Genomic DNA, 23,719 nt, shown 5'->3' with positions numbered 1-23,719 from the left:
TTCTCTCCTTCCTCTTGAATACCTGTACCCTATTTTAAATTAAAAGGCTGTAAGGGAGATAGGCTTCATAGCTGTGCTCCCCAGAGCCGATTAAGTGAGTGGCATTGAGGTTCTCAATTCTGGGGTGGAACTCTTTGATCGGCTTGATCCCACAGGGGCTGCGGTTGAGGGAAGGTACTTTGAAGACGTAGGCCAGAACCAAATCGTCTTCATTGTAGATATTGACTAACTTTCCAGTGATATTTTCTACGTGTAAACTCCAGTTCTTATCGGCTTGTCTTCTAACGGCACCGCTGAGCAAGATAACATCTTTAAGACGTCGATCGGCAGTCTGTGGCCAACCGCGCATGATGTAGTAGGCTACCCTCGCTCCCAAAGAAAACCCCATCAAGGTAATTTGCTTTTCTGGCAGAGCAGAGAGCAGGGGGTAGGCGTAGTCCAGTCCCACTTGCTTGGCCTTGGCTTTGTGAGCTTCCCAATGGGCAAGTAGTCCTACCCCTAGCTTCAGGGCAGATAAAGTCAAGTTTACAGGACTGGAAGCGTCCCACCAGAGGTAGTACAGGGATCCCCGCCATCCGGCACGTCGGAGCGTTTCCCACAACAGTCTTTTTTTTCCAAGGTTGGGTTTCACCTTCGCTGAGAAAACCGTTGATGAAAACCAGGGCTTCGTCCCAGCCCCGGGAGGGCTCAATAGGGATCAGATAAGGCTCATGGTGGACAACTTCTTCAACAAGAGTTTCTGTAACCTTCTGGCCAACTTGGAAAGTGGCTTTGCCGGTTTCAGCAAGAATTTCTGCGGCTTTTTGGGTGGTCTCGATACCCGTACCAATGACAGTTTGCGCAACGGCCCCGCTAACCTGGCCGACAAACTTGCCTGTATCGAAGACTACGTCTACAACTTTTTCGCCAATCTGGGCAGGAGCTTTGAAGACCGCCTCAAAAATGTCTTGCATGGTCAATGACACCCCCTGAGAGCTGAGACCAGTATTACCCGCGCCGCATGGCGGTAACCCCCGTGGGATCCAGCACTTTGCCGCGCTCTACCTCGGCATGGATGAGGTAGCGATCGCCACACTCCATCCAACTTTTGACACGGCACTCCAGGTAAGCCAGGGCATCCAAAAGGATCGGGCAGCCATTTTCGGCAGTGGCCGTGGCCAGGCCGGCAAAGCGGTCTTCGCCAGGGCGTTGAGGCCGTTGAAAGTGTCGCTGCAGGCTGCTGCTTTTGCCCTCCCGCAGGATGTTGAGCACAAAGGCCGCTTGCGGATGGGTGAGCAGTTCTGCCTCGCTTTCCCTGCTCACGGAGAGGGTGAGGCCGGGGGGATTGAAGCTGGCCTGGGCCACTGACCAGGTGAGAAAGCCGCGCGGGATCCCATCCTGCAAGGCGGTCACCACACAGAGGGATCCCACCACTCGGCTGAGGGCCTGCGCCAGCCGATCCGCCTGAGTTTCAACACCGCCTTGGCGGGGGGCACGAGCTCGCTTGGCCTTGCGCAGGGCTTGGGCAAATTGGGATCCCGCCTCTTGGCAAGCTTCCAAGATCTCGGCGGTGGGCTTAAACTTGGCGCGGATCGTCTCAAACCCCAAGGTAAAGCCGGCATTGAGCAACTTGCTCTCGATGAGATCCACGGCCTCGCCGCTCCAGCCATAGGAGCCGAAGACCCCGGCCAGCTTGCTGGTGGGAACGGAAGAGAGAATCAGGCCCAGGGCTGTTTGGATCTGGACCGGGGGATGGCCGGCCAGGGTTGGCGAGCCGATGATGAACCCCTGGCAGCGCTCCAAGGCCTGGGCGATCTCTTCAGGGGTGGCCCACTCGCAGTTAATCCGCTCCACCGTAACTCCCGCCCGCTCCAAGCCTTGGGCAATGGCTACCGCCATCAAGCCGGTGTTGCCGTAGGCGGAGGTGTACAGGAGGGCCACCCGCTGCTCCAAGGGATCCTCTTCGCACCAGAGCTGGTAGTCCAAGCGCAGCCGCCGCAGGCTGTGGCGCACGAGGGGCCCGTGGGCAGGAGCGTAGATCTGGGCGGGGAATTCCTCCAGCTTGGCCAGGGCTGCCTTGACCTGGGGCGCTTGGTTGCGGTGGAGACAGTCGAAGTAGTAGCGGCGATCCTCGCTCAGTTGCCGCCAATGTTCATCGAATACCTGCTCGTCGCAGACATGGGCGCCAAAGAGCTTGTCGGTAAAGAGGATCCCGGTGGCCGGATCGTAGGTGCAGAGGGCATCGGGGTGGCGGGGCGTGGGCACCGTGCGCAAGTGCAGCTCATGGCCCTCTCCCAGATCCAGGCGATCCCCATCTCGGATGACCCGCAGGCGAAAGGACTGATTGCTGCCGTAGGGAATGCCAAAATCGGCGGCCTCCTCTTCGTCGCGGCCAGGAGGGGGGGACTCCCTGCCTTCAAAAGCTGCCCGCAGGGTAAGGGATCCTGGCTTAGAGCAGAGCACCACTGCGTAGGGGGCCAGCGGCAGAAGCGCCTTGAGGGTGGCGATGCGGTTGAAGTTGACGTGGCTGAGCAGGATAAAGTCCAGCCGCTGCAGGTATTGGTGCTGGGCCAGCTCCTCCAGAAAGATGTCCGTAAACGACTCCCCCGGCGGATCGATGAGCAGGGTTTGGCGGGCCTGGATGAGGTAGCTGTTGGCCGTGGTGCCCCGCTGCCGGGCATATTCCAGCTCAAACTTGAGGCGATCCCAGGTGCGGGAGCGCAAAACCAGAGTGGACGGGCCAATGACGGCCACTTGAACATCGCGAGTGGGAGTTTTGCTCGCCATAGCAGTCTCCAGGGGGCCTCTGTCCCCACCTTGCCACGAAACTAGGGAAATGGGGACCCCTTTTCCTCTATGGAAAGCTTCGAGAGCTAACGTAGAATTTGTCCATTCCCTGGGAGTGTTTGCGATGGCCCAAGCTTCTGGATCCGCCGGTGCTTCTGCTACGGCCTGGCATAGCCTCCCTCTTCCTGCTGTTATCCAGAAGTTGCAGACCGATCCCGATGCTGGCCTGACTACCCAGCAGGTGATCCAGAGGCAGCGGGAATACGGCCCCAACGAGCTAATCTCCTCTCCTGGACGCAGCGCCTGGCAGCTTTTCCTCGACCAATTCCGCAACGTCATGCTGCTGATGCTGATCGCCGTGGCGGCGATCTCAGCGACTCTGGACTTGCAGGAAGGCGAGTTCCCCAAAGATGCTCTGGCCATTCTGTTGATCGTCGGCCTCAACGGTCTGCTGGGCTACTTACAAGAAAGCCGGGCGGAAAAAGCGCTGGCGGCCCTAAAAAAGCTGGCCTCCCCCAGCGTGCGGGTGCAGCGGGACGGCCTGTGGCAGGAGATCCCCGCCAACCAATTGGTGCCAGGGGATCGCGTGCTCCTGGAAGCCGGGGTGCAGATCCCGGCCGATGGGCGCTTGGCGGAAGCAGTCAACCTGCAGGTGCGGGAGGCGGCCCTGACAGGGGAGGCGGTACCGGTTAGCAAGCAGGCTGACTGTGTCCTCCCCGAAGACACGGAGCTGGGGGAACGGCGCAACATGGCCTTCATGGGCACCGAGGTGTTGCAGGGGCGCGGGATCCTCTTGGTTACCGCCACCGGTATGAACACGGAGCTGGGCAAGGTGGCCGCCCTGCTGCAAACGGTGGAAAACGAGCCCACCCCCCTGCAGCGGCGCATGAGCCAGCTGGGCAACGTGCTGGTGTCGGGATCCCTGGCCTTGGTGGCGCTGGTGGTGATCGTGGGGCTGCTGCAGGCCGGCAGCATGGCGCCTTTCACCTCGCTGCTGGAAATCTCTCTCAGTATGGCCGTAGCCGTGGTGCCGGAGGGGCTGCCGGCCGTGATCACCGTCACCCTGGCCATCGGCACCCAACGCATGGTGCGCCGCAACGCCCTCATCCGCCGCCTGCCGGCTGTAGAGACCCTGGGATCCGTCACCACCATCTGCTCCGACAAAACCGGCACCCTCACCGAGAACAAGATGGTGGTTACCGACATCCTCACGCCGGAGCGCCACTACCAGGTCAGCGGCAGCGGCTACATCCCCAAGGGATCCTTCTACTGCCGCGGCCAGCCCATTGATCCCCAGAGCGCCCCGGATTTGCAGGCCCTTCTCAGGGCGGTGGTCTTCTGCAACGATGCCCTGTTGCAGGCCAGTCTTCCAGCCCAACGGGGCGCTGCCCCCACCTGGTCGATCCTAGGGGATCCCACCGAGGCCGCCCTGCTGGTGGCTGCTGCCAAGGCCAACCTGCAGAAAGCTTCCCTTCAAGAGCAGCACCCGCGCGCGCAGGAGATCCCCTTTAGCTCGGAACGCAAGCGCATGAGCGTGGTGGTGCAGGAGGAGGGCAGCTACCGCGTCTACGTCAAGGGATCCCCGGAGCTGGTGCTGGAGCAGTGCGCCCAGATCCAAAAAGGCGGAACCTGGCAGGAGCTGTCAGAAGCCGAGCGCCAAGCCATTCTGGCTGCCAACAACCGCCTGGCGGCCCAGGGCATCCGGGTTTTGGGGGTGGCCACCCAGCAGTTGCAGCGGATCCCGGAGAACCTGGAGGAGATCGAGCGCAACCTGGTGTGGCTGGGGCTGGTGGGCATGTACGATCCGCCGCGGCCCGAAGCGCGGGAAGCAGTAGCCCGCTGCCGCCAGGCCGGCATCCGCACCCTGATGATTACCGGCGATCACCAATTGACCGCTGTGGCCATTGCCCGCGAGCTGGGCATTCTCGACTCGGAGGGCCAAGCCATTGACGGGCGCACCCTCTCTCGGCTCAGCTTTGAGGAGCTGCTGCAGACGGTGCAAAGGGTCAACGTCTATGCCCGTGTTGCCCCCGAACACAAGCTGCGCATCGTCCAAGCTCTGCAAAAACAAAACCAGTTTGTAGCCATGACCGGGGATGGGGTCAACGACGCCCCTGCCCTGCGCCAGGCAGATATTGGCATTGCCATGGGCATCACCGGCACCGACGTCAGCAAAGAGGCCAGCGACATGGTGCTGCTGGACGACAACTTCGCCACCATCGTGGCGGCCATTGAAGAAGGGCGGGTGGTCTACAGCAACATCCGCCGTTTCGTGAAATACATCCTGGGCAGCAACATCGGCGAGGTGTTGACGGTGGCTGCTGCCCCTATCTTGGGCCTAGAGGACGTGCCACTGACGCCCCTGCAGATCCTGTGGATGAACCTGGTAACCGACGGCCTGCCCGCCCTGGCCTTGGCGATGGAGCCAGCAGAACCAGGGGTGATGCAGCGCCCCCCCTTCAACCCCAAAGAGAGCATCTTTGCCCAAGGGCTCGGTGCCTACATGGTGCGCATCGGTGTGGTCTTTGCCATCTCCACGATCCTGATGATGGCCATCGTGGAAGCCTATATCCCCCACTGGCGCACGATGGTCTTCACCACCCTGTGCATTGCCCAGATGGGCCATGCCCTGGCAGCCCGCTCCAACGACAAGCTGACCCTCGAGATGAACCCCTTTTCCAACCCCTACCTGCTGGGGGCCGTGTTGGCCACTTTGCTGTTGCAGTTGGCCCTGCTCTATGTGCCCTTCCTGCGCAACTTTTTCGGGACAGAAGAGTTGACCCTTCCAGAACTGCTCATTTGCCTGGGCTTTAGCACGGTGGTGATGGTCTGGGTGGATCTGGAAAAACTCTACCGCCGCTGGCGCCAGGGATCCCGCCCAACCCCTTGAGAACAAAAGCGGGGAATCCTGCCCTGCCAAAAACGAGCTCTTCCGATGGGGTAGGGGCACTTTTTCCGCAAATTAGCTGAGCTACCGCGTAAAGACTAAGGAATACTCTGGAAAGAGCTGCCGCAAAGCGGGCAGGGAAGAGAGGGCTTTGCTCAAACGCAAGGAGCTGGGAATAAGATGACACCGCTGGGCTGGGCTAGCCTCACGCTTCTGGGTATTGTCTTAGCTCTTTGGGCTCTTCTAAGGTTCGGCTGGCGCTGGCGGCGGATCAAGGGATCGCTGGCAACTTCAAGCCCGGAGGCCCGTTTCCGCGCGGCTCTAGAGGCCAGCCTGGATGCCATCTATCTCTTGGAGGCGCTGCGGGATCCCCATACCGGCGAGATCATCGACTTTGTCTTTGTGGATGTCAACGCCAAAGGGGAGGAGCTAATTTCCCGCCGCCGCGAGGAGATCCTCGGCCAGCGGCTGTGCGAGCTGCTGCCCATCAACCGCACGGGGGGCTTTTTTGAAAAATACAAGCGGGTGGTGGAAACCCGCACCCCCCTGGAAGAGGAGTTCCCCATCTCCGGCCAGCCGGGCCTAAAAGCTCGCTGGATCCGCCACCAAGTGGTGCCGGTGGGGGATGGGATCCTCATCACCAGCCGCAACATCACCGAGCAGGTTGAGAGAGAGCAGGCGCTGCAGGAAAGCGAGTCCCGCTATCGCGCCCTCTACGAGGCAATCCCAGACATGATTTTGGAGATTGCTGCCGACGGTCGCATCCTCGACTGCAAGCCGCCCCGCTACTTCGCCACTCTGCGCCCCCCCGAGGACTACATTGGCCGTCGGCTCCAGGAGATTTTGCCTGCTGCGTTGAGGGAGCAATGCGAGGTTCTGGGAAGGCGGGCTCTGGCCAACCAGAGCATCGAATACCTGGAGTACGAGATCGAGCTGCCAGGCGGGGTGCGGCAGTATCAGAGGGCCTGTATCGTTGCCCACGGCAGCGAGAAGCTCTACGTCCTGGTGCGGGATATCACCGAGCGCAAGCGGGCCGAGCTGGCTCTCCAAGCCGCTGAGGAAAAGCAAAAGGCCATTTTGGCGGCCATCCCAGATCTCATCTTTCACCTCGATAGCCAGGGCATTTGCCTGGGAGTGAGCTGCGGGCGGGAGGTGCGGCCCTACGGCCTGCCAGAAACTTACCTGGGGCGCTCACCCCAAGAACTCCTGCCGCCGGATCTGGCGGAGCAGCGGCTTGCCTATATTCGCCAAGCCCTGGCCACCCAGACCCTGCAGCGCTACGAGCAAAGCCTGGAAATCGACGGCAAGGTGCGCCACGAAGAGGTGCGCATTGCCCCCCTAAACGAGCAAGAAGTAGTGCTCATCATCCGCGACATCACGGAGCGGGTGCAGGCGCAGCAAGCCCTGCAGGAGAGCGAGCAGAAGTTCCGCGCCCTGTTTGAAAATGCGTCGGTAGCCATTCTCATCCGCCACGCCGAGACGGGCGAGATCTTGGAGGCCAACCCGCGCGCCCTTGTCGCCTATGGTTTTTCCAGCCTGGAGGAGCTGCGGGCCTTCGACGCCTCGGAGCAGTCCCCCTATCGCCGGGCCCTGCAGGGGGAGGAGTTCTCGCTGCAGACCTACCTGGAGCAGGCCCGCCAACAGGGATCCGCCCGCTTCGAGTGGCACTGGCAAGGTCGAGATGGCCGGGAGGTTTGGGAAGACGTTTTTGTCCAGCCGCTGGTGCTGCGCGGGATCCCTTGCTGGGTGTTTACCGCCGTCGATATCACCGCCCGCAAGCAGGCAGAAGCCGAGCTGGAGCAATTTTTCTCGGTAGCTTTGGATTTGCTCTGCATTGCCGACAAGGAGGGGTATTTTCGCCGCCTCAACCCGGCCTGGGAGGCCGCCCTGGGCCGTTCCCTCGAGGAGCTGCAGCAGCATCCCTTCTGGGAATGGGTGCACCCGGAAGATCTGCCGGCCACGCAGCAAGCAGTGCAAAAGCTGCTGGAAGAAGGGCGTCTGGATGGCTTTGTCAACCGTTACCGCACCCAAGACGGCAGCTACCGCTTTATCGAGTGGCGCGCTTCTTTGGCGGGATCCCTGGCCTACGCCGCCGGGCGGGACATCACCCTGGCCAAGCAGGCCCAAGAGCAGATGAAGGCGGCTATGGAAGCTGCCGAGGCGGCCAACCGCGCCAAGAGCGAGTTCCTGGCCACCATCAGCCACGAGATCCGCACGCCCATCAACGCCATCATGGGCATGGCCGGCCTGTTGCTGGATACCTCTCTCGATGCCCAGCAGCGGGATTGGGTGCAGACCATCCGCTACGGCAGCGAGGTGCTGCTCAGCCTCATCAACGACATCTTGGATTTTTCCAAGATCGAGTCCCAGAAGCTGGAGCTGGAGGAAACGCCCTTCTCCTTGTCCCAGCTCATGGAGGAGCTCTTGGATCTCATGGCCGCCCAGGCCCAGAGCAAAGATCTGGAGCTGGTGGCCTGGGTGGATCCGGCCCTGCCGGCCACCCTGGTCGGGGATCCCAACCGCCTGCGCCAGATCCTGGCCAACCTCCTCAGCAACGCCATCAAGTTCACCCCCCAAGGGGAGGTGGTGGTGACCGTCGAGGCCCAAGAGCAAGATCCCCAGGCCCAGGTGCAGTGGGTGAGCTTCCAGGTGCAGGACACCGGCATCGGCATCCCGCCGGAAAAGCAGGATCGCCTCTTCAAGCCCTTCAGCCAGGTGGACAGCTCCATCAGCCGCCAGTACGGCGGCACCGGCCTGGGGCTGGCCATCAGCCAGCGCCTCTGTCAACTCATGGGCGGAACGATCTGGGTGCAAAGCCAGCCGGGTCAGGGATCCACCTTTGGCTTCCGCATCCCCCTGAAGCTTCCGGATGCGGCCCTCTGGGCAACCCCCACCCCCGACCCAGCTCTGGCCGGCCAGCGGGTTTTGCTGGTGGAAGACAACGCCAGCCAACGGCAACTTCTTGCGCGCCTACTGCAGTCCTGGGGGATGCAGGTAACAGCCTGCAGCACGGTGGCGGAAGCCCAAGCCATAGCCAAGGCCCAGACTTTTGAGCTGGCCCTGGTGGATACCAGCCTGCCCGACGGCGATGGACTGGCCCTGGCCAGGGCTCTGCAGCAGGAGCAGCCCCCCCTGCGGCTTGTGCTGCTGGTGGATCGCAGAGCCGCTTTGGCAAGCGCTGGCTCTCTTCCTGCCTTAGGTAAGCCGGTCAGGGCTTCTCAACTGCGGGCTCTGCTGGGCCAGGAAAAAGTGCCTGCGGCTGCTTCCCACTTGAAACCCCAGCTCCCTCTGGCCAGCCGCTGCCCGTTGCGCATCCTGGTAGCCGAAGACAACCCCGTCAACCAAAAGGTCATCCGCCTGATGCTGGAGCGGCTGGGCTATCAGCCGGACATCGTGGCCAACGGCCTGGAAGCCCTGCAGGCGCTGCAACTGCGCGCCTACGACCTGGTCTTGATGGATCTGCACATGCCGGAGCTGGACGGCCTGGCCGCCACCCGCCGCATCCGCAGCGAACTTCCCCCAGAGCGCCAGCCGCGCATCCTCGCCCTCACCGCCGATGCCTTCCTGGAAAGCCGCGCTGCTGCCGAAGCCGCCGGCGTCGATGGCTACCTGACCAAGCCCCTGCAGCCGGCTGTGCTGGAGCGGGTCCTCCAGGAAGCTGCTCTCGATTTTGTCGGGGATCCAAAGCCAGAGCCGGCCCTGGATGCCGCTGCCCTGGCCAGCCTGCAGAGCATGCTGGGATCCCCGGAAGACTGGCAGGAGATGATCCAAACCTACCGGCAAGACAGCCAGGCCCTGCTGGGATCCCTGCGCCAGGCCCTGGAGAGCCGGGATGTCCAAACCGTGGCCCAACTGGCCCAGCGCCTCAAGGGCAGCAGCAGCACCTTGGGGGCCAAGCTCTTAGCTCAACGCTGCCAGGCGCTGGAAAAGCTCGTTCGCAAGCCATCGGCCAACTCTGTAAACTGGGATACCATAGAGCAGGCCTTCCAGCGGTTGGAAGCCGAGTACCAGCGGGTTATCCTCGAATTATCGGCTAGCGCGCCAGGACCGCTTCTTTCTTCTCCAGGGGCCCATGCAGAGGCTTGAGAGCAACCTTTCGGCTGGATCCGTTCCTCAGACCGGAACGAGCTCTGCTGCGGCAGAGAAGCGGCCTCTCCTCCTCATTGCCGACGATGATCCCAGCCAGCGGCTTTTGACTCGCTACGCCCTGGAGCGGGAGGGCTACCAACTCGTGGAAGCGGACAGCGGCTTGGCGTGTCTAGAAGCTGCAAGCCGCTATCAGCCGGACATGGTGCTCCTCGATGCGGTGATGCCGGATCTGGATGGGTTTGAGTGCTGCCGCCGCCTCCACGCCCAAAACCCGGACTTGCCGATTTTAATCGTCACGGCTTTGGAAGACGAAACCTTTGTCAACGAGGCCTTTGCAGCCGGCGCCAGCGACTACATCCCCGAGCCCATCCACTGGTCGGTTTTGAAGCGGCGGCTGCGCCACTTGCTGCAAGCCAACCAGGCCCAGCGCCGTCTGCAGCAGCTTAACCAGGAACTGGAAGCCAAGGTACAGGAGCGCACCGCCCAACTGGCCTGCCAGGTGGCAGATCTGGAGCAGCTCAACCGCCTCAAAGACCACTTTTTGGCCACCGTCTCCCACGAGCTGCGCACCCCCCTGACCAAGATCAAGCTGGCCCTGGAACTCCTGCGCCGCACCCCCCTCAACGAGAAGCAGCGGCAATACCATGACATTGCCCTGCAGGAGTGCGAGGCCGAAATCCAGCTCATCAACCGCCTATTGGATCTGCAGGGCCTGGAAGGGAAAGACCTGGGCTCTGCCGTTGCAGCTATTGACCTGCCCCACCTCTGGCACAGCTTGATCGAGTCGGTGCAGCAATGCACCCAGGCCCGCTCCCTCACGCTGCAGGTGGGGGATCTGCCCCCCTCCCCCTGGCGGTTTTACAGCCATCCGCAGCTCCTGACCCAGATCCTCAAAGAGCTGCTGGACAACGCCTGCAAGTTCACCCAGCCAGGTGGCACGATTCGTCTAGAGGTTCAGCCAATCCCTGAAGGGGTTGAGTTCAGGATCGGCAACACCGCTCAGATCCCGCCCGACCAGTTGCCCCGCCTGTTCGAGCGCTTTTATCGGGTGCCCACTGCGGATCCCTGGGCCCAGCCGGGCAGCGGCCTGGGGCTGGCCTTGGTGAAGCAATGGGTGGAGCGCCTCCAGGGTCACATTCGAGTAACCAGCGAGGCGGGGTGGACATGTTTCCTGCTGCGCCTGCCCAGCCTAAAGCCCTCTGGCAGGACGTGATCAGTGGCCGACGGCAGCGGCGGTTTCGGCAGTGGCAAAGGAAGTGCCGCAGCCGCAGCTAGCCACCGCATTGGGGTTCTTGAAGCGGAAGCCGCCCCCCAACAGATCCTCGGAGAAATCGACAGTCAGCCCTTGAATAAAGGTCATGCTCAAGGGATCCACCGCCACCCGAATCTCGCCAAAGTCAAAGGTATGGTCGTCAGGGTTGGCCTGGGGCTCGAAGTTCATGGTGTAGGAGAGGCCGGAGCAGCCGCTGGGCTTTACCCCCAGGCGCAAGATGGGTTGGGATCCCTCTTTCTCATACTTGCTGCGCAGCCGCTTTAGCTCTTGGATGGCGCTCTCGGTCAAGGTGATCATGGCGGGAAAGCTGACACTTACTTTTATCCTAACAGGGGTTTTGGGCCGCCTTTTCCCCTCGCGCGGCAGGAACAGTTGATAAGCTAGGGATCCCGTTTCCTCAAGCCTAACGTTCTGCCCTTGTGACGGATCCCAACGCCATTCGTGTTACCTTTCTGGGCACCAGCTCCGGCATGCCCACCCGCCAGCGCAATGTCTCGGGCGTGGCGGTGCAGTTTCCGCAGCGGTCAGAATGGTGGCTGTTCGATTGCGGCGAGGGCACCCAGCACCAGTTGCTGCGCCTAGACGAGCTGCGCCCCAGCCAGTTGCGCCGCATTTTCATCACCCACATGCACGGGGATCACATCTACGGCCTGCCAGGGCTGTTGGCCTCCTGCGGCCTGGGCAGCACCCCCCAACACATCGACATCTATGGCCCCCCCGGCCTGGAAGAGTACCTGAAGACGGTGCTGCGCTACAGCGAGAGCCGAATTCCCTATTCCTTCCGGGTTCACACCGTCGAAACAGGGCTCATTCTTCAGGATCCCGAGTACTGGGTCTTCTGCGCCCCCCTGGATCACCGGGTGCCCGCCTTCGGCTACCGCGTGGTGGAGCAAGACCGGCCCGGCACCTTCGACGTGGCCAAAGCCCAGGCAGACGGGATCCCGCCCGGCCCTCTCTACGGGCAGCTCAAGGCCGGCCAATCCATCCTCTGGCAAGGCCGCTGGTTCCACGGGCGAGATTACGTAGGGGCTCCGATCCCAGGGCGCAAGTTCTCCTACTGCACCGACACCATCTTCTGCCGCAACGCCGTCGATCTCTCTCGCGCCGCCGATCTGGTCATCCACGAGGCCACCTACGCCGAAGCGGATCGGGAGCTAGCCGAGCGCGCCAAGCACTCCACCGCCGCCATGGCCGCGCGGGTGGCCGCCGAAGCCAAGGCCCAGACCCTCATCCTCACCCACTTCAGCCCCCGCTACACCTCAGAGGGCCCTATCACTTTGGAAGACCTGCTGGCCGAAGCCCGGGCCATTTTTCCCAACACCATCCTGGCCCGGGATCGGATGACCTACGAGATCCCGCGCCGCAGCCCCGCTCCCCTGCCGGTGGGAGTCTAGACCTGCCTTGCTAGCTAGAATGATAGGACCGACAGCCTCAACCTGCGATGACGGATCCCAGACCCTATCCCGAACGGCCCAAAACCGAGCAACTGGAGCAAAACGCCAGCGAGTGGCAGGCCTTCAGCGCCTTGCCCCCCGCCACCTCTCTGCCTCCTGTGCAAGCCGAGCGACCGGCTTCTCAAGCAGCCAGCGTCCCCCAGGCTGAGGAAACCCTGCCCAAACTGGCCCCCTGGGGCAAACGGATCGGAGCCTTTGCCCTGGATTTTGGGCTGGGGCTGGGGGTCTCCTACCTGGCGCAGGGCCTGGCTTCCCTGGTGGGAGCCGATGCGGGCGCCGTGGATATGACCGGCTACATCGCCTTTTTTGCCACCTGGTTGGTGAACCGCGGCTACTTCCAATCCCGCCCCGCCGGCCAAAGCCTCGGCAAATGGCTGCTGAACCTCAAAACCCTGGATCCCGAAACCGAGGCCTCACCCCATCTGGTGCGCTCCCTGGCCCGCGAAGGGGTGCTCTCGCTGTTTATCCTCACGGAAGCCCTGCTGGTGCCTTTGGCTGCCGATGGCCTGTTCGCCCTTTTCGATAAAGAAAAACGCCAGAGCATCCACGACCGCGCCGGACGCACCCTGGTGGTGGAATCGGAGCGAGGCTACCACCTGGATGAAAAAGCCCTGCGGCTGCTGCAGGAAATTCTGGAGGGAGAAGCCGCCGAGGACGTCAAGTCCGCTGCTCGCGACCTGTTGCGCAAAGCTCAGCGCAACGAAACTGTGCGCGATCTTTCCAGACAGATGCAGCGCCTGAGCAGGGACGTGGATCGGAACACCCGCGCCCTCCGCCAACAAACCGGCAGGCAAGTCAAAAACTGGGTTGATTCCGTCAAAGAAAAGTTGGATAATTGGTGATCGCGCTTGCGAGGTAGCCCATCTCCAACCTCGTTGGCTGGGGTTTTGGGGATCTCGAGCCGACTTTCACCTCCATCTTGGGATCCACTATGGCCAAAGCAAAGGGTGCCCGCATCATCATTACCCTGGAATGTACGGAGTGCCGCACCAACGTCAACAAACGTTCTCCGGGGGTAAACCGCTACACCACCACCAAAAATCGCCGTAACACCACGGCCCGCTTGGAGCTGAAGAAATTCTGCCCCAAGTGCAACCGCCACACCGTCCATAAAGAGATCAAATAGTTCAAGACGCTTTACCGTTCTCCTGACCTATGGTTTACGCTCGTCGCCGCCTGTCTCCCATCAAACCGGGAGAGCCGATCAAATACACCGATGTTGAGCTGCTCAAGAAATTTGTAACCGAGCGCGGCAAGATCCTGCCCCGCCGCATCACGGGGCTGACTGCCAAGCAGCAGCGGCAAGTCTCCAAAGCCATCAAACAAGCGCGCATCCTAGGCCTTCTCTACTTTGTCAACAAAGAAGGGTAAGTTGCTGTCTGCTTTCTCCGGATCCCGATGAGCCTGCAGCTTTCGCCGCAATTGCAAGCTCGAATGGCCCAGCCCCTTGAGATTGGGGGGGTAAAGGTTTTTAGTCGTGTCTTTCAGGCACCCCTGTCAGGCGTAACCGACAAAGTGTTTCGGGGGTTGGTACGCCGCTTTGCCCCGCAAAGCCTGGTCTACACCGAGATGGTGAACGCCACCGGGTTGCACTATGCCCGCGAGCTGCCCCGCATTATGGAAGTGGGTGAAGGAGAACAGCCCATCGGCATCCAGTTGTTCGACTGCCGGCCCCACTTTTTGGCCGAAGCGGCTCGCATGGCCGTGGATGAGGGGGCGACCTTGGTGGATATCAACATGGGCTGCCCAGTAAACAAGATTACCAGAAACGGCGGCGGCTCTGCCCTGCTGCGGGAGCCGGACACGGCAGCCCGGATTGTGGAAGCGGTGGCCAAGGCTGTACCTGTACCTGTTACAGTGAAAACTCGCCTGGGCTGGTCAGATCAGGAGATCAACATTCTGGATTTTGCCCATCGGCTGCAGGAGGCTGGAGCGCAACTGCTTACTTTGCATGGCCGCACACGCGCCCAGGGCTTTAGCGGCAAGGCTCGCTGGGATTGGATCCGCCGGGTCAAAGAGCACTTACGCATTCCGGTGATCGCCAACGGCGATATTTTCTCGACTGATGCAGCGGTAAAGTGTCTGGAGGAGACCGGAGCCGACGGGGTGATGTGCTCCCGCGGCACGATGGGCTACCCCTTCCTGGTGGGGCAAATCGATCACTTCCTGAAAACCGGCCAAGAAAGGCCGGCTCCTACCCCCCTGGATCGGATTCAAATGGCTTTAGAACACTTGCGGGGCCTCTGGGAGTATAAGGGAGAACGTGGCATCCGTCAGGCCCGCAAGCACATGACCTGGTACATCAAGGATTTTGCCGGCGCCTCTCAGTTTCGCGCCCTTCTCTGTCGCATCGAAACCTTGCAAGAAGGGGAAGCCCTTCTGCTTCAGGCCATGGAGCGCTGCCAAGAGGCCCCGCTGCAACCGGAAGAAGTAACTGAAGACTCAAACGAAGAGCAATTTGAAGAGACTACCTGAAATTGAGTGGGGGATCCTTTTACCCTGACGGCTGGGCGGTAGCCAATCGGTCTTTGACCGCCGTTTGCAAACGGTCGTTTTCATCTTGAAACAAGGCATCCACGCTTCTGGAGAAGCGACCCTGACTTGCTATGGGCAGTTGAGCATAAGCAAACTGCTCCGGCTGAGGCCGAAATGACAGTAACCATGCCAAACAGAAGCTCGCGGTCAGCAGCTCCAGCCGCACCTGAGCTCGATGCGAGCTTTTGGTCTGGCGGGCCTGGCCAGCCTCCCGCAGGCTGCCACGGTTTTCCCGAGCAGCCTGTGGAAAACCTGTGGAAATCCCCCGAAGGCCGCCCCCAGCCTTCATGGGATCCCCAGACCACATCTAGAGCAACGAACCACTAGATTAGAGCATCCCACACTGGTCGTACGTTAAGTTTTATAAATTTGTCAGAGAATAGCAACATTTTCATCCCCCTCAGCCTGTGGAAAACTTGTGGAAAACTTCAAAAATCTGTGGAAAACTTGTGGAAAAACCTCCCGAGTTATCCACAGAGTATTTATACCTTGTGGAAAGTTGGCCAAGTTATCCACAGTTTTTCCACAGGTGGGGAATACGATCAAAAGCTTGTGGCGCAAGGTTTTTCCGATCAATTTCCACAGTTTCCACAGCCCCTACTACTACTAGATTAAAAAATTAAATTGGGTAGGGATCGTGATTTTTAACTTTATCCTGCGCGCGCGAGGAAAATTTTTTGCAAAACTCGTCTGGGCAGGGAGGGATCCGTGGGAAGCAGGCGGTGTAGGATAGGCGTATTCAGCTCGCAAGTCCCCTGATGGTGCAAGCTCAACGTCCTGCGGATTGGGAAGTCGAAACCGGATCGCCCGCGTCTGCCCCGCGCGACGGCAGGTCTGGGGATCCCTTCCCCGTCAACAGGACAGAGTCCTTCGGCAAGGCTGTCGACCTACCTGCCGGTTGTCTTTGCTTCACCTGTGAGCAAGCTGAGCTCAGCCACCACCTTGCTGCAGTTAGCCGAGCCGTTGCCAGCCGTCCTGCCCTGCCAGTTTTGGCCAACGTGCTGGTAGAGGCAAGTGCAGAGGCACAGCGGGTTGCCCTGACGGCCTTTGACTTGAACTTGGGCATTCGCAGCGAGTTCGAGGCCGAGGTGAAGGGATCCGGTCGCACCACTCTGCCGGCCAAGCTGCTCAGCGACATCGTCAGCCGTTTGCCTAGCGGCCCGATCGGCCTCAGCCAAGTGCCGGAGAGCGCTGCCGTGACCCTTACATCGGCCGCCGGCCAGTACCAGCTACGCGGCATGCCTGCGGAAGAGTATCCCACCTTGCCCGAGATAGCGCCCCGTACTGCCGATGCCGATGCTGAGGAGGAGAGCTTAGCCGCCCAGATCCTTGAGCTGCCCATCGAGAGCCTGCTGCAAGGGATTGGCCAAACCCTCTTTGCCGCTTCCGGTGATGACACCAAGCAAGTGCTTACGGGTGTACATGTCAAGCTCTTGACCGGGGATCCGCCGCGGCTGGAGTTTGCGGCCACCGATGGACATCGCCTGGCGATAGTTCAGGTGGAGGCGGAAGGGATCCCAGTTGATTTGGCGGCTGGGGGGACGAAGCTGGATTTCACCATTCCCGCTCGGACTCTACGAGAGGTGGAGCGCATCCTCGGCGCCCAGACGGCCGCCTCCGCGGTGGAACTGCGGTTTGACCGGTCGCAGGTGCAATTTATTTTGCCCCCTGGCGCCGGCAGCGCTCAGTGCCAGCAGCGGATTACCAGCCGCCTTTTGGAGGGCCAGTACCCCGACTACAACCGCCTGATCCCCCGGCAATTTGAGCGGCATGTAACCCTGGAGCGTCGGCCTTTGATCGAGTCCTTGGAGCGAGTGGGGGTGTTTGCTGCCCAGCGGAACGACATCATCAAGTTCAACCTTTCTGAGGCAACCCAAACCCTACGCATCAGCACCGAGGCGCCCGATGTGGGCAGCGGCGAGGAATCTCTGCCGGTACAGATGTCCGGCCCTGACCTGGAGCTGGCTTTTAATGTGCGCTACCTGCTGGAGGCCCTTAAGGTGTTTCATACACAGCAGGTGAGCCTGGAGCTGAACGGCGCTACCCAGCCGGCCATCTGGAAGCCGATTGGAGCGACGCGCCTCTGCTATTTGGTCATGCCGGTTCAACTGCGGGCTACCTAGCCCACCCCAGCCTGACCCAAATCGAAGATTGGCCTCAGTTGCTCCCCTGACCTGTCCGGAGAGGAGAACAGGTGGCTGCCGATAGCAGCTCGAGCAAACCGGTGGGTAAACTCCTGCACCAAGTCCACCCGCCCTTGGCGCAAAACGGCCGGCTCCAGGCGCTCGGTCGTGTTGCAGGTCATTAACACCACCAACCTCTGCTCGCAGTCGAGATAATCGGGAGCGAGCACGCTTTGGTGAAGGGTGCCATCTAACAGGCTGAGGATGCGTTCGGTTTTGGTGCTCTGCTGGGCTACCTCGCTGGCTCGGTCTTGGGCGAGGTGATCGGCTTCGTTGATGATCAGGCAGACCCCCTCCAGGTAGGGGGGCGCGATGAACTCCTGCACGGCTTCGTGATCCAAGATGAGCACCGCATAGCGCAGGGGCCCCAGCAGCTCGTGGGTCACTGCCTGCGTCCATCCCGTTTTGCCCGTACCCGGGATCCCGTGCACCAAGACCGCCAATCGCTCCTGCTGTAGAAGCTGCAAAGGCCTGAATTTCGGTGGGAAAAGAACTGATTGGATAGGGGCTGTGGATTTGCCCGATCCGGCTTTGGTAGCCGCTCACCATCACTGCCAGATTGTAAGTAACCTTGCGAACAAGGGCCTGAGAGCCACGCCCAGCAGGGTGTAGCGGCGGCAGTTGTGATAGGTGGCCTGAACTTGTAGCCAAATCTGCGGCTCCGGTCAGAAGGCATAGGTGGTGCCCAGGCTGCTGATTTCCTCCCAACTGCTGAACCGCTCGACTGGATGGTAGAAGTAGCGCTCCATATGGAATTGCGCCAACTGCACCAGTCGCCCCAGATGCGCTAAAACTCTGAGAACGGTCATTTCCTGCAGGCGCCTTAAAACGTCATCGATGGGAACTTGATCCCGGCTCACCTGCTGCTGAATCGGCGTCTGCGTGGAGAGCTGATCATGAAATACTGTATGGTCGGGGCGGGGCAGAGGTGGAGTGACGCTATTCCAAAACCCTTCGATCTTGTAACAGGTATTCTCTGAAAGTTGAGAAGCGCGCTGTACTCTCTACGTCCTACCGCATTGGCAATATCGCTGCACACATCTCCAAAAATTTTTCGGCCAACGCCCAGGGATCCCGCACAGGAATACTCGGCATCGAAATGGCGGTACAGGGGTTTCCACCCGGATTGCAGTAGGTTGTGCCGGTAGCTGGGGTAATAGTCTTCGTAATCGTTATCCAGGCAGGGTTAGGGTCTGAGAAGAGGGGAAGCCAATAGGGGGTGCTAGGGCGTGGACGACTGAAAGAGCTGGGCTGTTGACGATTGCAGGGAATCCAAACGGCATGAGTCAAGAGTGTTCTGGGTGTGGTCAGGTGGTTCCCAAAAAACGCCACGAAAGGTGGCACGATTGCCCCTACTGCGGGCTAAGCCTGTCACGGGATCACAACTTGGCGAGGGGAATCAAATCCAGAGCGGTGGGGCATCCCGTTCTTAAAGCTCAGGAAACGCCCGCTGCGATAGCAGGGATCCCTGTTCGCGAAGCGTGGCGTAAGCCATGAAGCCCGCCCTCTACCCGTTCGCGTCAGCGGCGCGGAGCGCTTCAGGGTGAGGAACGGGAGTATGGGCTTCCAAATCGTTGCTGTGGGCTGTGGAGCCCGAATGGCCGCTGAGAGCGGCTTGGGCGTTGCGGCGCAGCCGGTGGGCCTTGAGGCGGCGCAGGGCAGAGGCGGGAAACCTGCGGTCGAACTCCTCGTCGCCAATCCGCGCCAGTTCTTGGAGATCGGGGGCAACATTCCAAGGGTAAGGCTGAAAATCGGGGATCCGGCTGGGCCGGGCAAAGCGCTGGTTCCAAGGGCAGACCTCTTGGCAGATGTCGCAGCCGGCCACCCAGTTGTGTAGGTTCTGGGCGATCTCGGCAGGGATCTGCTCGGCGTGGCTTTCCAAGGTGTGGTAGGCAATGCAGCGGCGGGAATCCACCACCCCTGGGCTGACGATGGCCTGGGTGGGGCAGGCCTCCAGACAGCGGCTACAGGTGCCACAGTGGGCGGTGTGGGGCCGGTCGGGGATCAACGGGAGAGTGGTCAGGATTACCCCCAGAAATACCCAGGAGCCGTATTCGCGGGTAAGCAAGAGGCCGTTTTTTCCGATCCAGCCCAAGCCCGCCTGCATGGCCCAGGGCTTTTCCGCCACTGGGCCGGTATCGACGTAGAATCGACCGCGGTAGTCCGGAAACTGGGCCTGCATCCAGAGGTGGAGCTGCTTCAGCCGCCGTCCCAACACGCGGTGGTAGTCCCGCCCCCACGCGTAGCGGGAGATCTTGCCTTTAGCTGGATCCCGGCTGTGGCAGGTGGGGGTGTAGTAGTTGAGGGCCACACAGACCAGAGATTGTACTCCCGGCAGCACCCGCTCTGGATCCATTCGCCGGGGATCGGCCATCCAGGCCATGTCGGCGGCCATGCCCGCGGCCAGCCAGGCCCGCAAGCTCGTCAAGTCAGGGGGATCCGCCGCGCTGGCAATGCCGACTTTGTCAAAGCCCAGCGCCAGCGCCTGCCGCTTCACCTGCTCGGTGGCTCTGGCCCAATCGGCTGCTGCTCCCACGGTCGGCCCCGACAATTCTAGGGCTATTCTGGCAGACCCATCACCTGGCGGTAGCGGGCCTCCAGTTGTGCTGCCTGCTGCGAGCGACGGAAGGGATCCCAGGTGCTGTGAGCGAACAGCTCCTGCCGCAGCTTGGCCACATCCACCGTCGTTACCTCGCCGTTGGCCACCACCCGCTTCCCCCTGACCCAGACGCTGTGCACCACCTGGGTGGGCCGGCCCAGCACCAGTAGACCAATGGGATCCGTGCGGGGCAACAGCGACAGTTGGGTGAGGTCGTAAAGCACCAGATCCGCCTGCTTGCCCACCTCCAGGGATCCCAGCTCCTCTCCCAGCCCTAGACCAATGGCCCCACCGCGAGAGGCCATCTCGATGCTCTCCCGCGGCGAGATCCAGTGGCGGTAGTCGGGATCCGTAATGTTGTGCAGGATGGTGCCGATTTTAATGGCCTCCAGGAGATCCTGGGAGTCATTGCTGGCTGACCCATCGCAGCCGAAGGCCACGTTCACCCCCGCCTGCCGGTACTTGAGGATGGGGGCGATGCCGCTGCCCAGGCGCAGGTTGCTCAAGGGGTTGTGGACAACCGTAGAGCCGGTGCGGGCCAAGATCTCGATATCGGCATCGGTAAGCCAGACGCAGTGGGCCAGCGAGGTTCTCCGGTCTAGGTAGCCCAAGCGCTCCAGGTGCTCGACTGCGCTGCAGCCGTACTTTTCCTGGGCCAATCTCTGCTGGGCGCGGGTTTCCAGCAGGTGGGCATGGCGGGGGAGGCCATACTTCTGGCTCAACTCCGCGCAGCCCTCAAACAGCTTGTCAGAACAGAGTTGGATGCCGGTGGGGGCCACCATCAGCGTGATGCCCTCCTCTGGCCGGTGAAAGCGCTGCACTGCCTCTTCCACAATGGCCAACACCTCCGCTGTGGAGAGAGGATAGGTTTCCAGCTCCCGATCCGAAAAGGAGCCGCTGGGCAACCCCTGAGAGAGGGCTTGATCCTGGAGCAGGGGGCCGATGAAAGCGCGGATCCCGACTTCTCGGTAGGCCCGCACCGCCGCCTCGAGGGTGGCCAGCTCCTGGCCAGGGATGAGGATTAGGTGATCCACTACGGTCGTGCCGCCACTGAGCAAGGTTTCCACCGCTGTCGCCAGGGCGCTGAGATAAATCTTTTCTGGATCCGGGGGCGCGTACTCGTGCAGTTGTGCCAGCCACAGCTCCAGCGGGTAGGGCGGGATGATCCCTCTTTGCCACAGCTCCGAAGAGTGGGTGTGAGCGTTGACAAAGCCGGGCAACAAAAGCTTGTTGTGGGCATCGAGCTCTACGCCATCTGGGCCCACTGCCGCCAGCTCTTTGCCGATGGCAGCGATCCGCTCCCCTTCAATGCGGACATCTGTAGTCTCGTAGCCGGTGGCGGTGGGAATCAGCACATTGCGCAAAAGGTAGCTCATGGCCAGCAATCAAAAGAGCTGTTCTTCAGTTCACACTTTGCCGTGCCAAGGCAAAAAGGGAGGAAAGCCCCAAATACCCTCCCAGGACGCTTCCCGTGAGGAAGTCACCACCTAGCCAGCCCCCCTCAGGGTGGAGAGGCCCACCGAGTAGGCTGCTTCCACCAATCGGGGTGAATTCAGGGATCCATCCGCAGCGTGGAATGGGCTTATTTCTTCTTCTTGGTGGAGCCCTTTTTGGAGGGCTTGCCCTCAGCAGCAGGCGCTGGCTCTGCGTCAGCAGATTCTGCGACGACGGGTTCTGGGGCAACGGACTCTGCTGGAGGTTCGGCAGCAGGTTGGTCAGCCACAGGTTCTGCGGGAGGAGCGGCTGCAACTTCTGCCACTTGCGCTGGCTGTGCTGGCTTGAGACCGGCCTGAGCGGCCACCTCAGCGGCAAAATCCGCTTCTTGTTTCTCGATCCCTTCTCCCAAGACGAAGCGGGCAAACCGCCGCACCCGGATGTTTTCCCCTAGCTTGGCAATGTGCTGCTTCACCAATTCCTCTACGGTAATCGAGGAATCTTTAATAAAGGGCTGATCCATCAAGGACAGCTCTTTCAGGCGCTTCTCGATGCGGCCCTGCACGATCTTTTCCCGCACGTTTTCAGGCTTGCTGGCCAGATCCTCTTTGCCCATCTCGATGGCCCTTTCCCGCTCCACCACTTCGGGAGGGATCTGGTCAATGCTGACGTACTCCACGCTTTGGCAGGCGGCAATCTGCTTGGCAATATCTTGCACCAGCTTCTTAAAGTCTTCGTTGCGGGCCACAAAATCCGTCTCGCAGTTCACCTCCACCAACACACCGATCCGGTTGCCGAAGTGGATGTAGCTATCGACAACCCCCTCAGCCGCCACGCGACTGGCCTTTTTGGCTGCCCCTGCCAACCCTTTCTGCCGCAGCCAGGTGATGGCTTTCTCCATATCGCCACCGGACTCTTCCAGGGCTTTTTTACAGTCCATCATGCCTGCGCCCGTCTTTTCGCGCAGCTCTTTGACCAATTTGGCATCAATACTCATGAGGGTTCCTCAAATCTCACATCGTACAAAGAGGCAGAAAGGATGTGACCGGATGCAGAGGATAGGCAGGAGCAGAACAAAGGATGAATCTGGATTTTAAGGATACAGGCTTCTGGAGAAAGGATGGACAGGGAGCAACTCGAACCACCCAGGATCCCCACCCTCGGCCCAAGGGTTACTCTCCCTGCTCGGGATCCCCCTCCTCTTCATCCTCCACATCTTCCAGAATGTCATCCTCTAGATCCATGTCCATGGCCCCCTCGTAGTCGTACTCATCCTCTTCGACTGTGTCGAGCTGCCCATGTCGCCCTTCGTAGATGGCATCGGCCAGCTTGCCTACAATCAGCTTAATCGCTCGGATGGCGTCGTCGTTAGAGGGGATGAAGACATCGCTCAGGTCAGGATCGCAGTTGGTATCCAGCAGCGAGATGATCGGAATCTTGAGCTTGATACATTCCTGAACGGCGTTGGCCTCCCGCCGCTGATCGACGATGATTACCGCGTCGGGGAGCTTGCGCATAGTTTTGATGCCGCCCAAGTACTTCTCCAACTTGGCCAATTCCCGTTTTAGGCGGGCCGCTTCTTGCTTAGGCAGGCGATCCAGCAGGCCGCTGCTCTGCATCTCCTCGATTTCCTTGAGGCGGTCGATGCGGGTTTTGATGGTGGCCCAGTTGGTGAGCATGCCCCCCAGCCAGCGCTGGTTGACGTAGTAGCTGCCACAGCGAGTGGCCTCATGGGCGATGATCCCGGCGGCTTGCCGTTTGGTGCCGACAAACAGGAAACGCCACCCCTTTTCGGCCCCCTCCCGCACGTATTCATAGGCTTCGTTGAGGTAACGGGCCGTCTGCACCAGGTCGATGATGTGAATGCCGTTGCGCTCGGCGAAAATGTAGGGCCGCATCTTGGGGTTCCAGCGGCTGGCCTTGTGGCCGAAGTGTACCCCTGCCTCCAGCAGTTGAGGCAAACTGACTACGCTCATGAGTTGGTTATCTCCTACGGGTTAGCCTCCGCCCGAACGGATCCCCGTTGAGGACACCCGGTAGTTCGGGCGTGTGGTATTTTGACAGCTCAGCTATGCTAGCATGTGTTCTACAGGATCCGGTAACCAAGGCCTTGCACTTGCCGGGATCCGGTTCTAGAAGCTAAACTGGTAAAGCACCTCCAGAGATTTTCTCTGGCTTAGGTGCGTCGGGGCGTAGCGCAGCTTGGTAGCGCACCACTTTGGGGTAGTGGGGGTCGAAGGTTCAAATCCTTTCGCTCCGACTGGAATTAGAGAGAGCCCCTTTCTAGTGGCAGGGTCAAGCCATTCTTTTGGGGATTGCGGTAAACTACCCCGCGGCTGAAGCTAGGGGCTCTGAGGGCTCCGTCCCGCTGGCGCGAGCAGGGAAACTGCTCTTGGAAAGAAAGCTGCATTGGCGCTAGTGGTGCGGGGCCTCCTAGGTGGCTTCCATCAGAACCTCCGGGGTACTCCCGCCACAGCGCAGCTTGGCGGGATGGGGGAT

General features: G+C 60.8%; 19 protein-coding genes, 1 tRNA gene and 1 pseudogene. 12 read left to right on the top strand and 9 right to left on the bottom strand.

Annotated features, from left to right (window positions below; all coding sequences use genetic code 11):
- Positions 1-34: 34 nt before the first annotated feature.
- Positions 35-631 (bottom strand): DUF726 domain-containing protein, encoded by a 597-nt coding sequence (locus NW848_RS00220; RefSeq protein ID WP_414510341.1) that lies wholly within the window; start codon positions 629-631, stop codon positions 35-37.
- A 79-nt stretch (positions 632-710) separates the two neighbouring features.
- On the opposite strand from NW848_RS00220, the gene NW848_RS00215 reads away from it, so the two are divergent.
- Complete coding sequence (locus NW848_RS00215) at positions 711-962, top strand: hypothetical protein (RefSeq protein WP_414508282.1); 252 nt, start codon at positions 711-713, stop codon at positions 960-962.
- A 25-nt stretch (positions 963-987) separates the two neighbouring features.
- On the opposite strand, the gene NW848_RS00210 is transcribed toward NW848_RS00215, so the two are convergent.
- The gene (locus tag NW848_RS00210; protein WP_011430493.1) at positions 988-2,766 is read right to left on the bottom strand and encodes a diflavin flavoprotein; all 1,779 of its coding nucleotides are present in this window, start codon (positions 2,764-2,766) and stop codon (positions 988-990) included.
- Between the two features lie 124 nt (positions 2,767-2,890).
- Between NW848_RS00210 and NW848_RS00205 the strand changes: the two genes are divergently transcribed.
- The 3 genes from NW848_RS00205 (at position 2,891) to NW848_RS00195 (ending at position 10,955) form a co-directional block, all read left to right on the top strand.
- Positions 2,891-5,656 carry a cation-translocating P-type ATPase gene (locus NW848_RS00205; RefSeq protein ID WP_414388520.1) on the top strand — a complete coding sequence of 922 codons (2,766 nt, stop codon included), beginning with the start codon at positions 2,891-2,893 and terminating at the stop codon, positions 5,654-5,656.
- Positions 5,657-5,833: 177 nt separating this feature from the next.
- Positions 5,834-9,739 (top strand): PAS domain S-box protein, encoded by a 3,906-nt coding sequence (locus tag NW848_RS00200; protein ID WP_414510340.1) that lies wholly within the window; start codon positions 5,834-5,836, stop codon positions 9,737-9,739.
- Positions 9,726-10,955: a response regulator gene (locus NW848_RS00195; RefSeq protein WP_414510339.1), complete on the top strand. Its 1,230-nt coding sequence runs from the start codon at positions 9,726-9,728 to the stop codon at positions 10,953-10,955. Before NW848_RS00200 ends, NW848_RS00195 begins: the two co-directional genes overlap by 14 nt.
- Here the strand turns inward: NW848_RS00195 and NW848_RS00190 are convergent, their stop codons facing one another.
- The gene (locus tag NW848_RS00190) at positions 10,956-11,312 is read right to left on the bottom strand and encodes a HesB/IscA family protein (RefSeq protein WP_011430489.1); all 357 of its coding nucleotides are present in this window, start codon (positions 11,310-11,312) and stop codon (positions 10,956-10,958) included.
- A gap of 140 nt (positions 11,313-11,452) precedes the next feature.
- Here NW848_RS00190 and rnz point away from each other — a divergent pair, with 140 nt between their 5' ends.
- From rnz to dnaN, 6 genes are all read left to right on the top strand, one after another.
- Positions 11,453-12,409 (top strand): ribonuclease Z, encoded by a 957-nt coding sequence (rnz, locus tag NW848_RS00185; RefSeq protein WP_041439069.1) that lies wholly within the window; start codon positions 11,453-11,455, stop codon positions 12,407-12,409.
- A 47-nt stretch (positions 12,410-12,456) separates the two neighbouring features.
- Positions 12,457-13,311, top strand: a complete 855-nt coding sequence (locus NW848_RS00180; RefSeq protein WP_228375219.1) for an RDD family protein — start codon at positions 12,457-12,459, stop codon at positions 13,309-13,311.
- Between the two features lie 89 nt (positions 13,312-13,400).
- Positions 13,401-13,595 carry a 50S ribosomal protein L33 gene (rpmG, locus tag NW848_RS00175; protein ID WP_011430486.1) on the top strand — a complete coding sequence of 65 codons (195 nt, stop codon included), beginning with the start codon at positions 13,401-13,403 and terminating at the stop codon, positions 13,593-13,595.
- A gap of 29 nt (positions 13,596-13,624) precedes the next feature.
- A complete protein-coding gene (gene rpsR, locus NW848_RS00170; RefSeq protein WP_011430485.1) occupies positions 13,625-13,840 on the top strand; it encodes a 30S ribosomal protein S18 in 216 nt (71 codons plus the stop codon).
- Positions 13,841-13,867: 27 nt separating this feature from the next.
- Positions 13,868-14,944, top strand: a complete 1,077-nt coding sequence (gene dusB / locus NW848_RS00165) for a tRNA dihydrouridine synthase DusB (protein WP_240530973.1) — start codon at positions 13,868-13,870, stop codon at positions 14,942-14,944.
- 818 nt (positions 14,945-15,762) lie between these two features.
- Entirely contained in the window at positions 15,763-17,127 is a 1,365-nt protein-coding gene (gene dnaN / locus NW848_RS00160; RefSeq protein ID WP_099835900.1) for a DNA polymerase III subunit beta, read from the top strand.
- Here the strand turns inward: dnaN and NW848_RS00155 are convergent.
- The gene (locus tag NW848_RS00155; RefSeq protein ID WP_168174235.1) at positions 17,124-17,630 is read right to left on the bottom strand and encodes an AAA family ATPase; all 507 of its coding nucleotides are present in this window, start codon (positions 17,628-17,630) and stop codon (positions 17,124-17,126) included. The genes dnaN and NW848_RS00155 overlap by 4 nt on opposite strands.
- Before the next feature lie 222 nt (positions 17,631-17,852).
- The gene (locus NW848_RS00150; RefSeq protein WP_168175288.1) at positions 17,853-17,996 is read right to left on the bottom strand and encodes a hypothetical protein; all 144 of its coding nucleotides are present in this window, start codon (positions 17,994-17,996) and stop codon (positions 17,853-17,855) included.
- A 403-nt stretch (positions 17,997-18,399) separates the two neighbouring features.
- On the opposite strand from NW848_RS00150, the gene NW848_RS00145 reads away from it, so the two are divergent.
- Positions 18,400-18,684, top strand: a complete 285-nt coding sequence (locus NW848_RS00145) for a zinc ribbon domain-containing protein (RefSeq protein WP_414508285.1) — start codon at positions 18,400-18,402, stop codon at positions 18,682-18,684.
- A gap of 10 nt (positions 18,685-18,694) precedes the next feature.
- Here the strand turns inward: NW848_RS00145 and queG are convergent, their stop codons facing one another.
- From queG to rpsB, 4 genes and pseudogenes are all read right to left on the bottom strand, one after another.
- Entirely contained in the window at positions 18,695-19,723 is a 1,029-nt protein-coding gene (gene queG / locus NW848_RS00140; RefSeq protein WP_099812048.1) for a tRNA epoxyqueuosine(34) reductase QueG, read from the bottom strand.
- Between the two features lie 23 nt (positions 19,724-19,746).
- Complete coding sequence (locus tag NW848_RS00135; RefSeq protein ID WP_099813171.1) at positions 19,747-21,162, bottom strand: amidohydrolase; 1,416 nt, start codon at positions 21,160-21,162, stop codon at positions 19,747-19,749.
- A 410-nt stretch (positions 21,163-21,572) separates the two neighbouring features.
- Positions 21,573-22,217, bottom strand: a pseudogene (gene tsf / locus NW848_RS00130) (translation elongation factor Ts); the annotation flags it as partial.
- Between the two features lie 175 nt (positions 22,218-22,392).
- Positions 22,393-23,196, bottom strand: a complete 804-nt coding sequence (gene rpsB / locus NW848_RS00125; protein ID WP_011430474.1) for a 30S ribosomal protein S2 — start codon at positions 23,194-23,196, stop codon at positions 22,393-22,395.
- A 210-nt stretch (positions 23,197-23,406) separates the two neighbouring features.
- On the opposite strand from rpsB, the gene NW848_RS00120 reads away from it, so the two are divergent.
- A tRNA-Pro gene (locus NW848_RS00120) sits at positions 23,407-23,480 on the top strand.
- Positions 23,481-23,719: the final 239 nt, after the last annotated feature.

The sequence above is a fragment of the Synechococcus sp. RC10A2 genome (assembly GCF_047502605.1).
This window is presented reverse-complemented; position numbering and strand designations above follow the sequence as displayed.

What these genes read in the sequence shown, in the direction of transcription:
- NW848_RS00215 (WP_414508282.1), top strand. Translation starts at nt 711, where the DNA reads ATGGTGGACAACTTCTTCAACAAGAGTTTCTGTAACCTTCTGGCCAAC.
- NW848_RS00210 (WP_011430493.1), bottom strand. Translation starts at nt 2,766, where the DNA reads ATGGCGAGCAAAACTCCCACTCGCGATGTTCAAGTGGCCGTCATTGGC.
- NW848_RS00205 (WP_414388520.1), top strand. Translation starts at nt 2,891, where the DNA reads ATGGCCCAAGCTTCTGGATCCGCCGGTGCTTCTGCTACGGCCTGGCAT.
- NW848_RS00200 (WP_414510340.1), top strand. Translation starts at nt 5,834, where the DNA reads ATGACACCGCTGGGCTGGGCTAGCCTCACGCTTCTGGGTATTGTCTTA.
- NW848_RS00195 (WP_414510339.1), top strand. Translation starts at nt 9,726, where the DNA reads ATGCAGAGGCTTGAGAGCAACCTTTCGGCTGGATCCGTTCCTCAGACC.
- NW848_RS00190 (WP_011430489.1), bottom strand. Translation starts at nt 11,312, where the DNA reads ATGATCACCTTGACCGAGAGCGCCATCCAAGAGCTAAAGCGGCTGCGC.
- NW848_RS00180 (WP_228375219.1), top strand. Translation starts at nt 12,457, where the DNA reads ATGACGGATCCCAGACCCTATCCCGAACGGCCCAAAACCGAGCAACTG.
- rpmG (WP_011430486.1), top strand. Translation starts at nt 13,401, where the DNA reads ATGGCCAAAGCAAAGGGTGCCCGCATCATCATTACCCTGGAATGTACG.
- rpsR (WP_011430485.1), top strand. Translation starts at nt 13,625, where the DNA reads ATGGTTTACGCTCGTCGCCGCCTGTCTCCCATCAAACCGGGAGAGCCG.
- dusB (WP_240530973.1), top strand. Translation starts at nt 13,868, where the DNA reads ATGAGCCTGCAGCTTTCGCCGCAATTGCAAGCTCGAATGGCCCAGCCC.
- dnaN (WP_099835900.1), top strand. Translation starts at nt 15,763, where the DNA reads ATGGTGCAAGCTCAACGTCCTGCGGATTGGGAAGTCGAAACCGGATCG.
- NW848_RS00150 (WP_168175288.1), bottom strand. Translation starts at nt 17,996, where the DNA reads ATGACCGTTCTCAGAGTTTTAGCGCATCTGGGGCGACTGGTGCAGTTG.
- NW848_RS00135 (WP_099813171.1), bottom strand. Translation starts at nt 21,162, where the DNA reads ATGAGCTACCTTTTGCGCAATGTGCTGATTCCCACCGCCACCGGCTAC.
- rpsB (WP_011430474.1), bottom strand. Translation starts at nt 23,196, where the DNA reads ATGAGCGTAGTCAGTTTGCCTCAACTGCTGGAGGCAGGGGTACACTTC.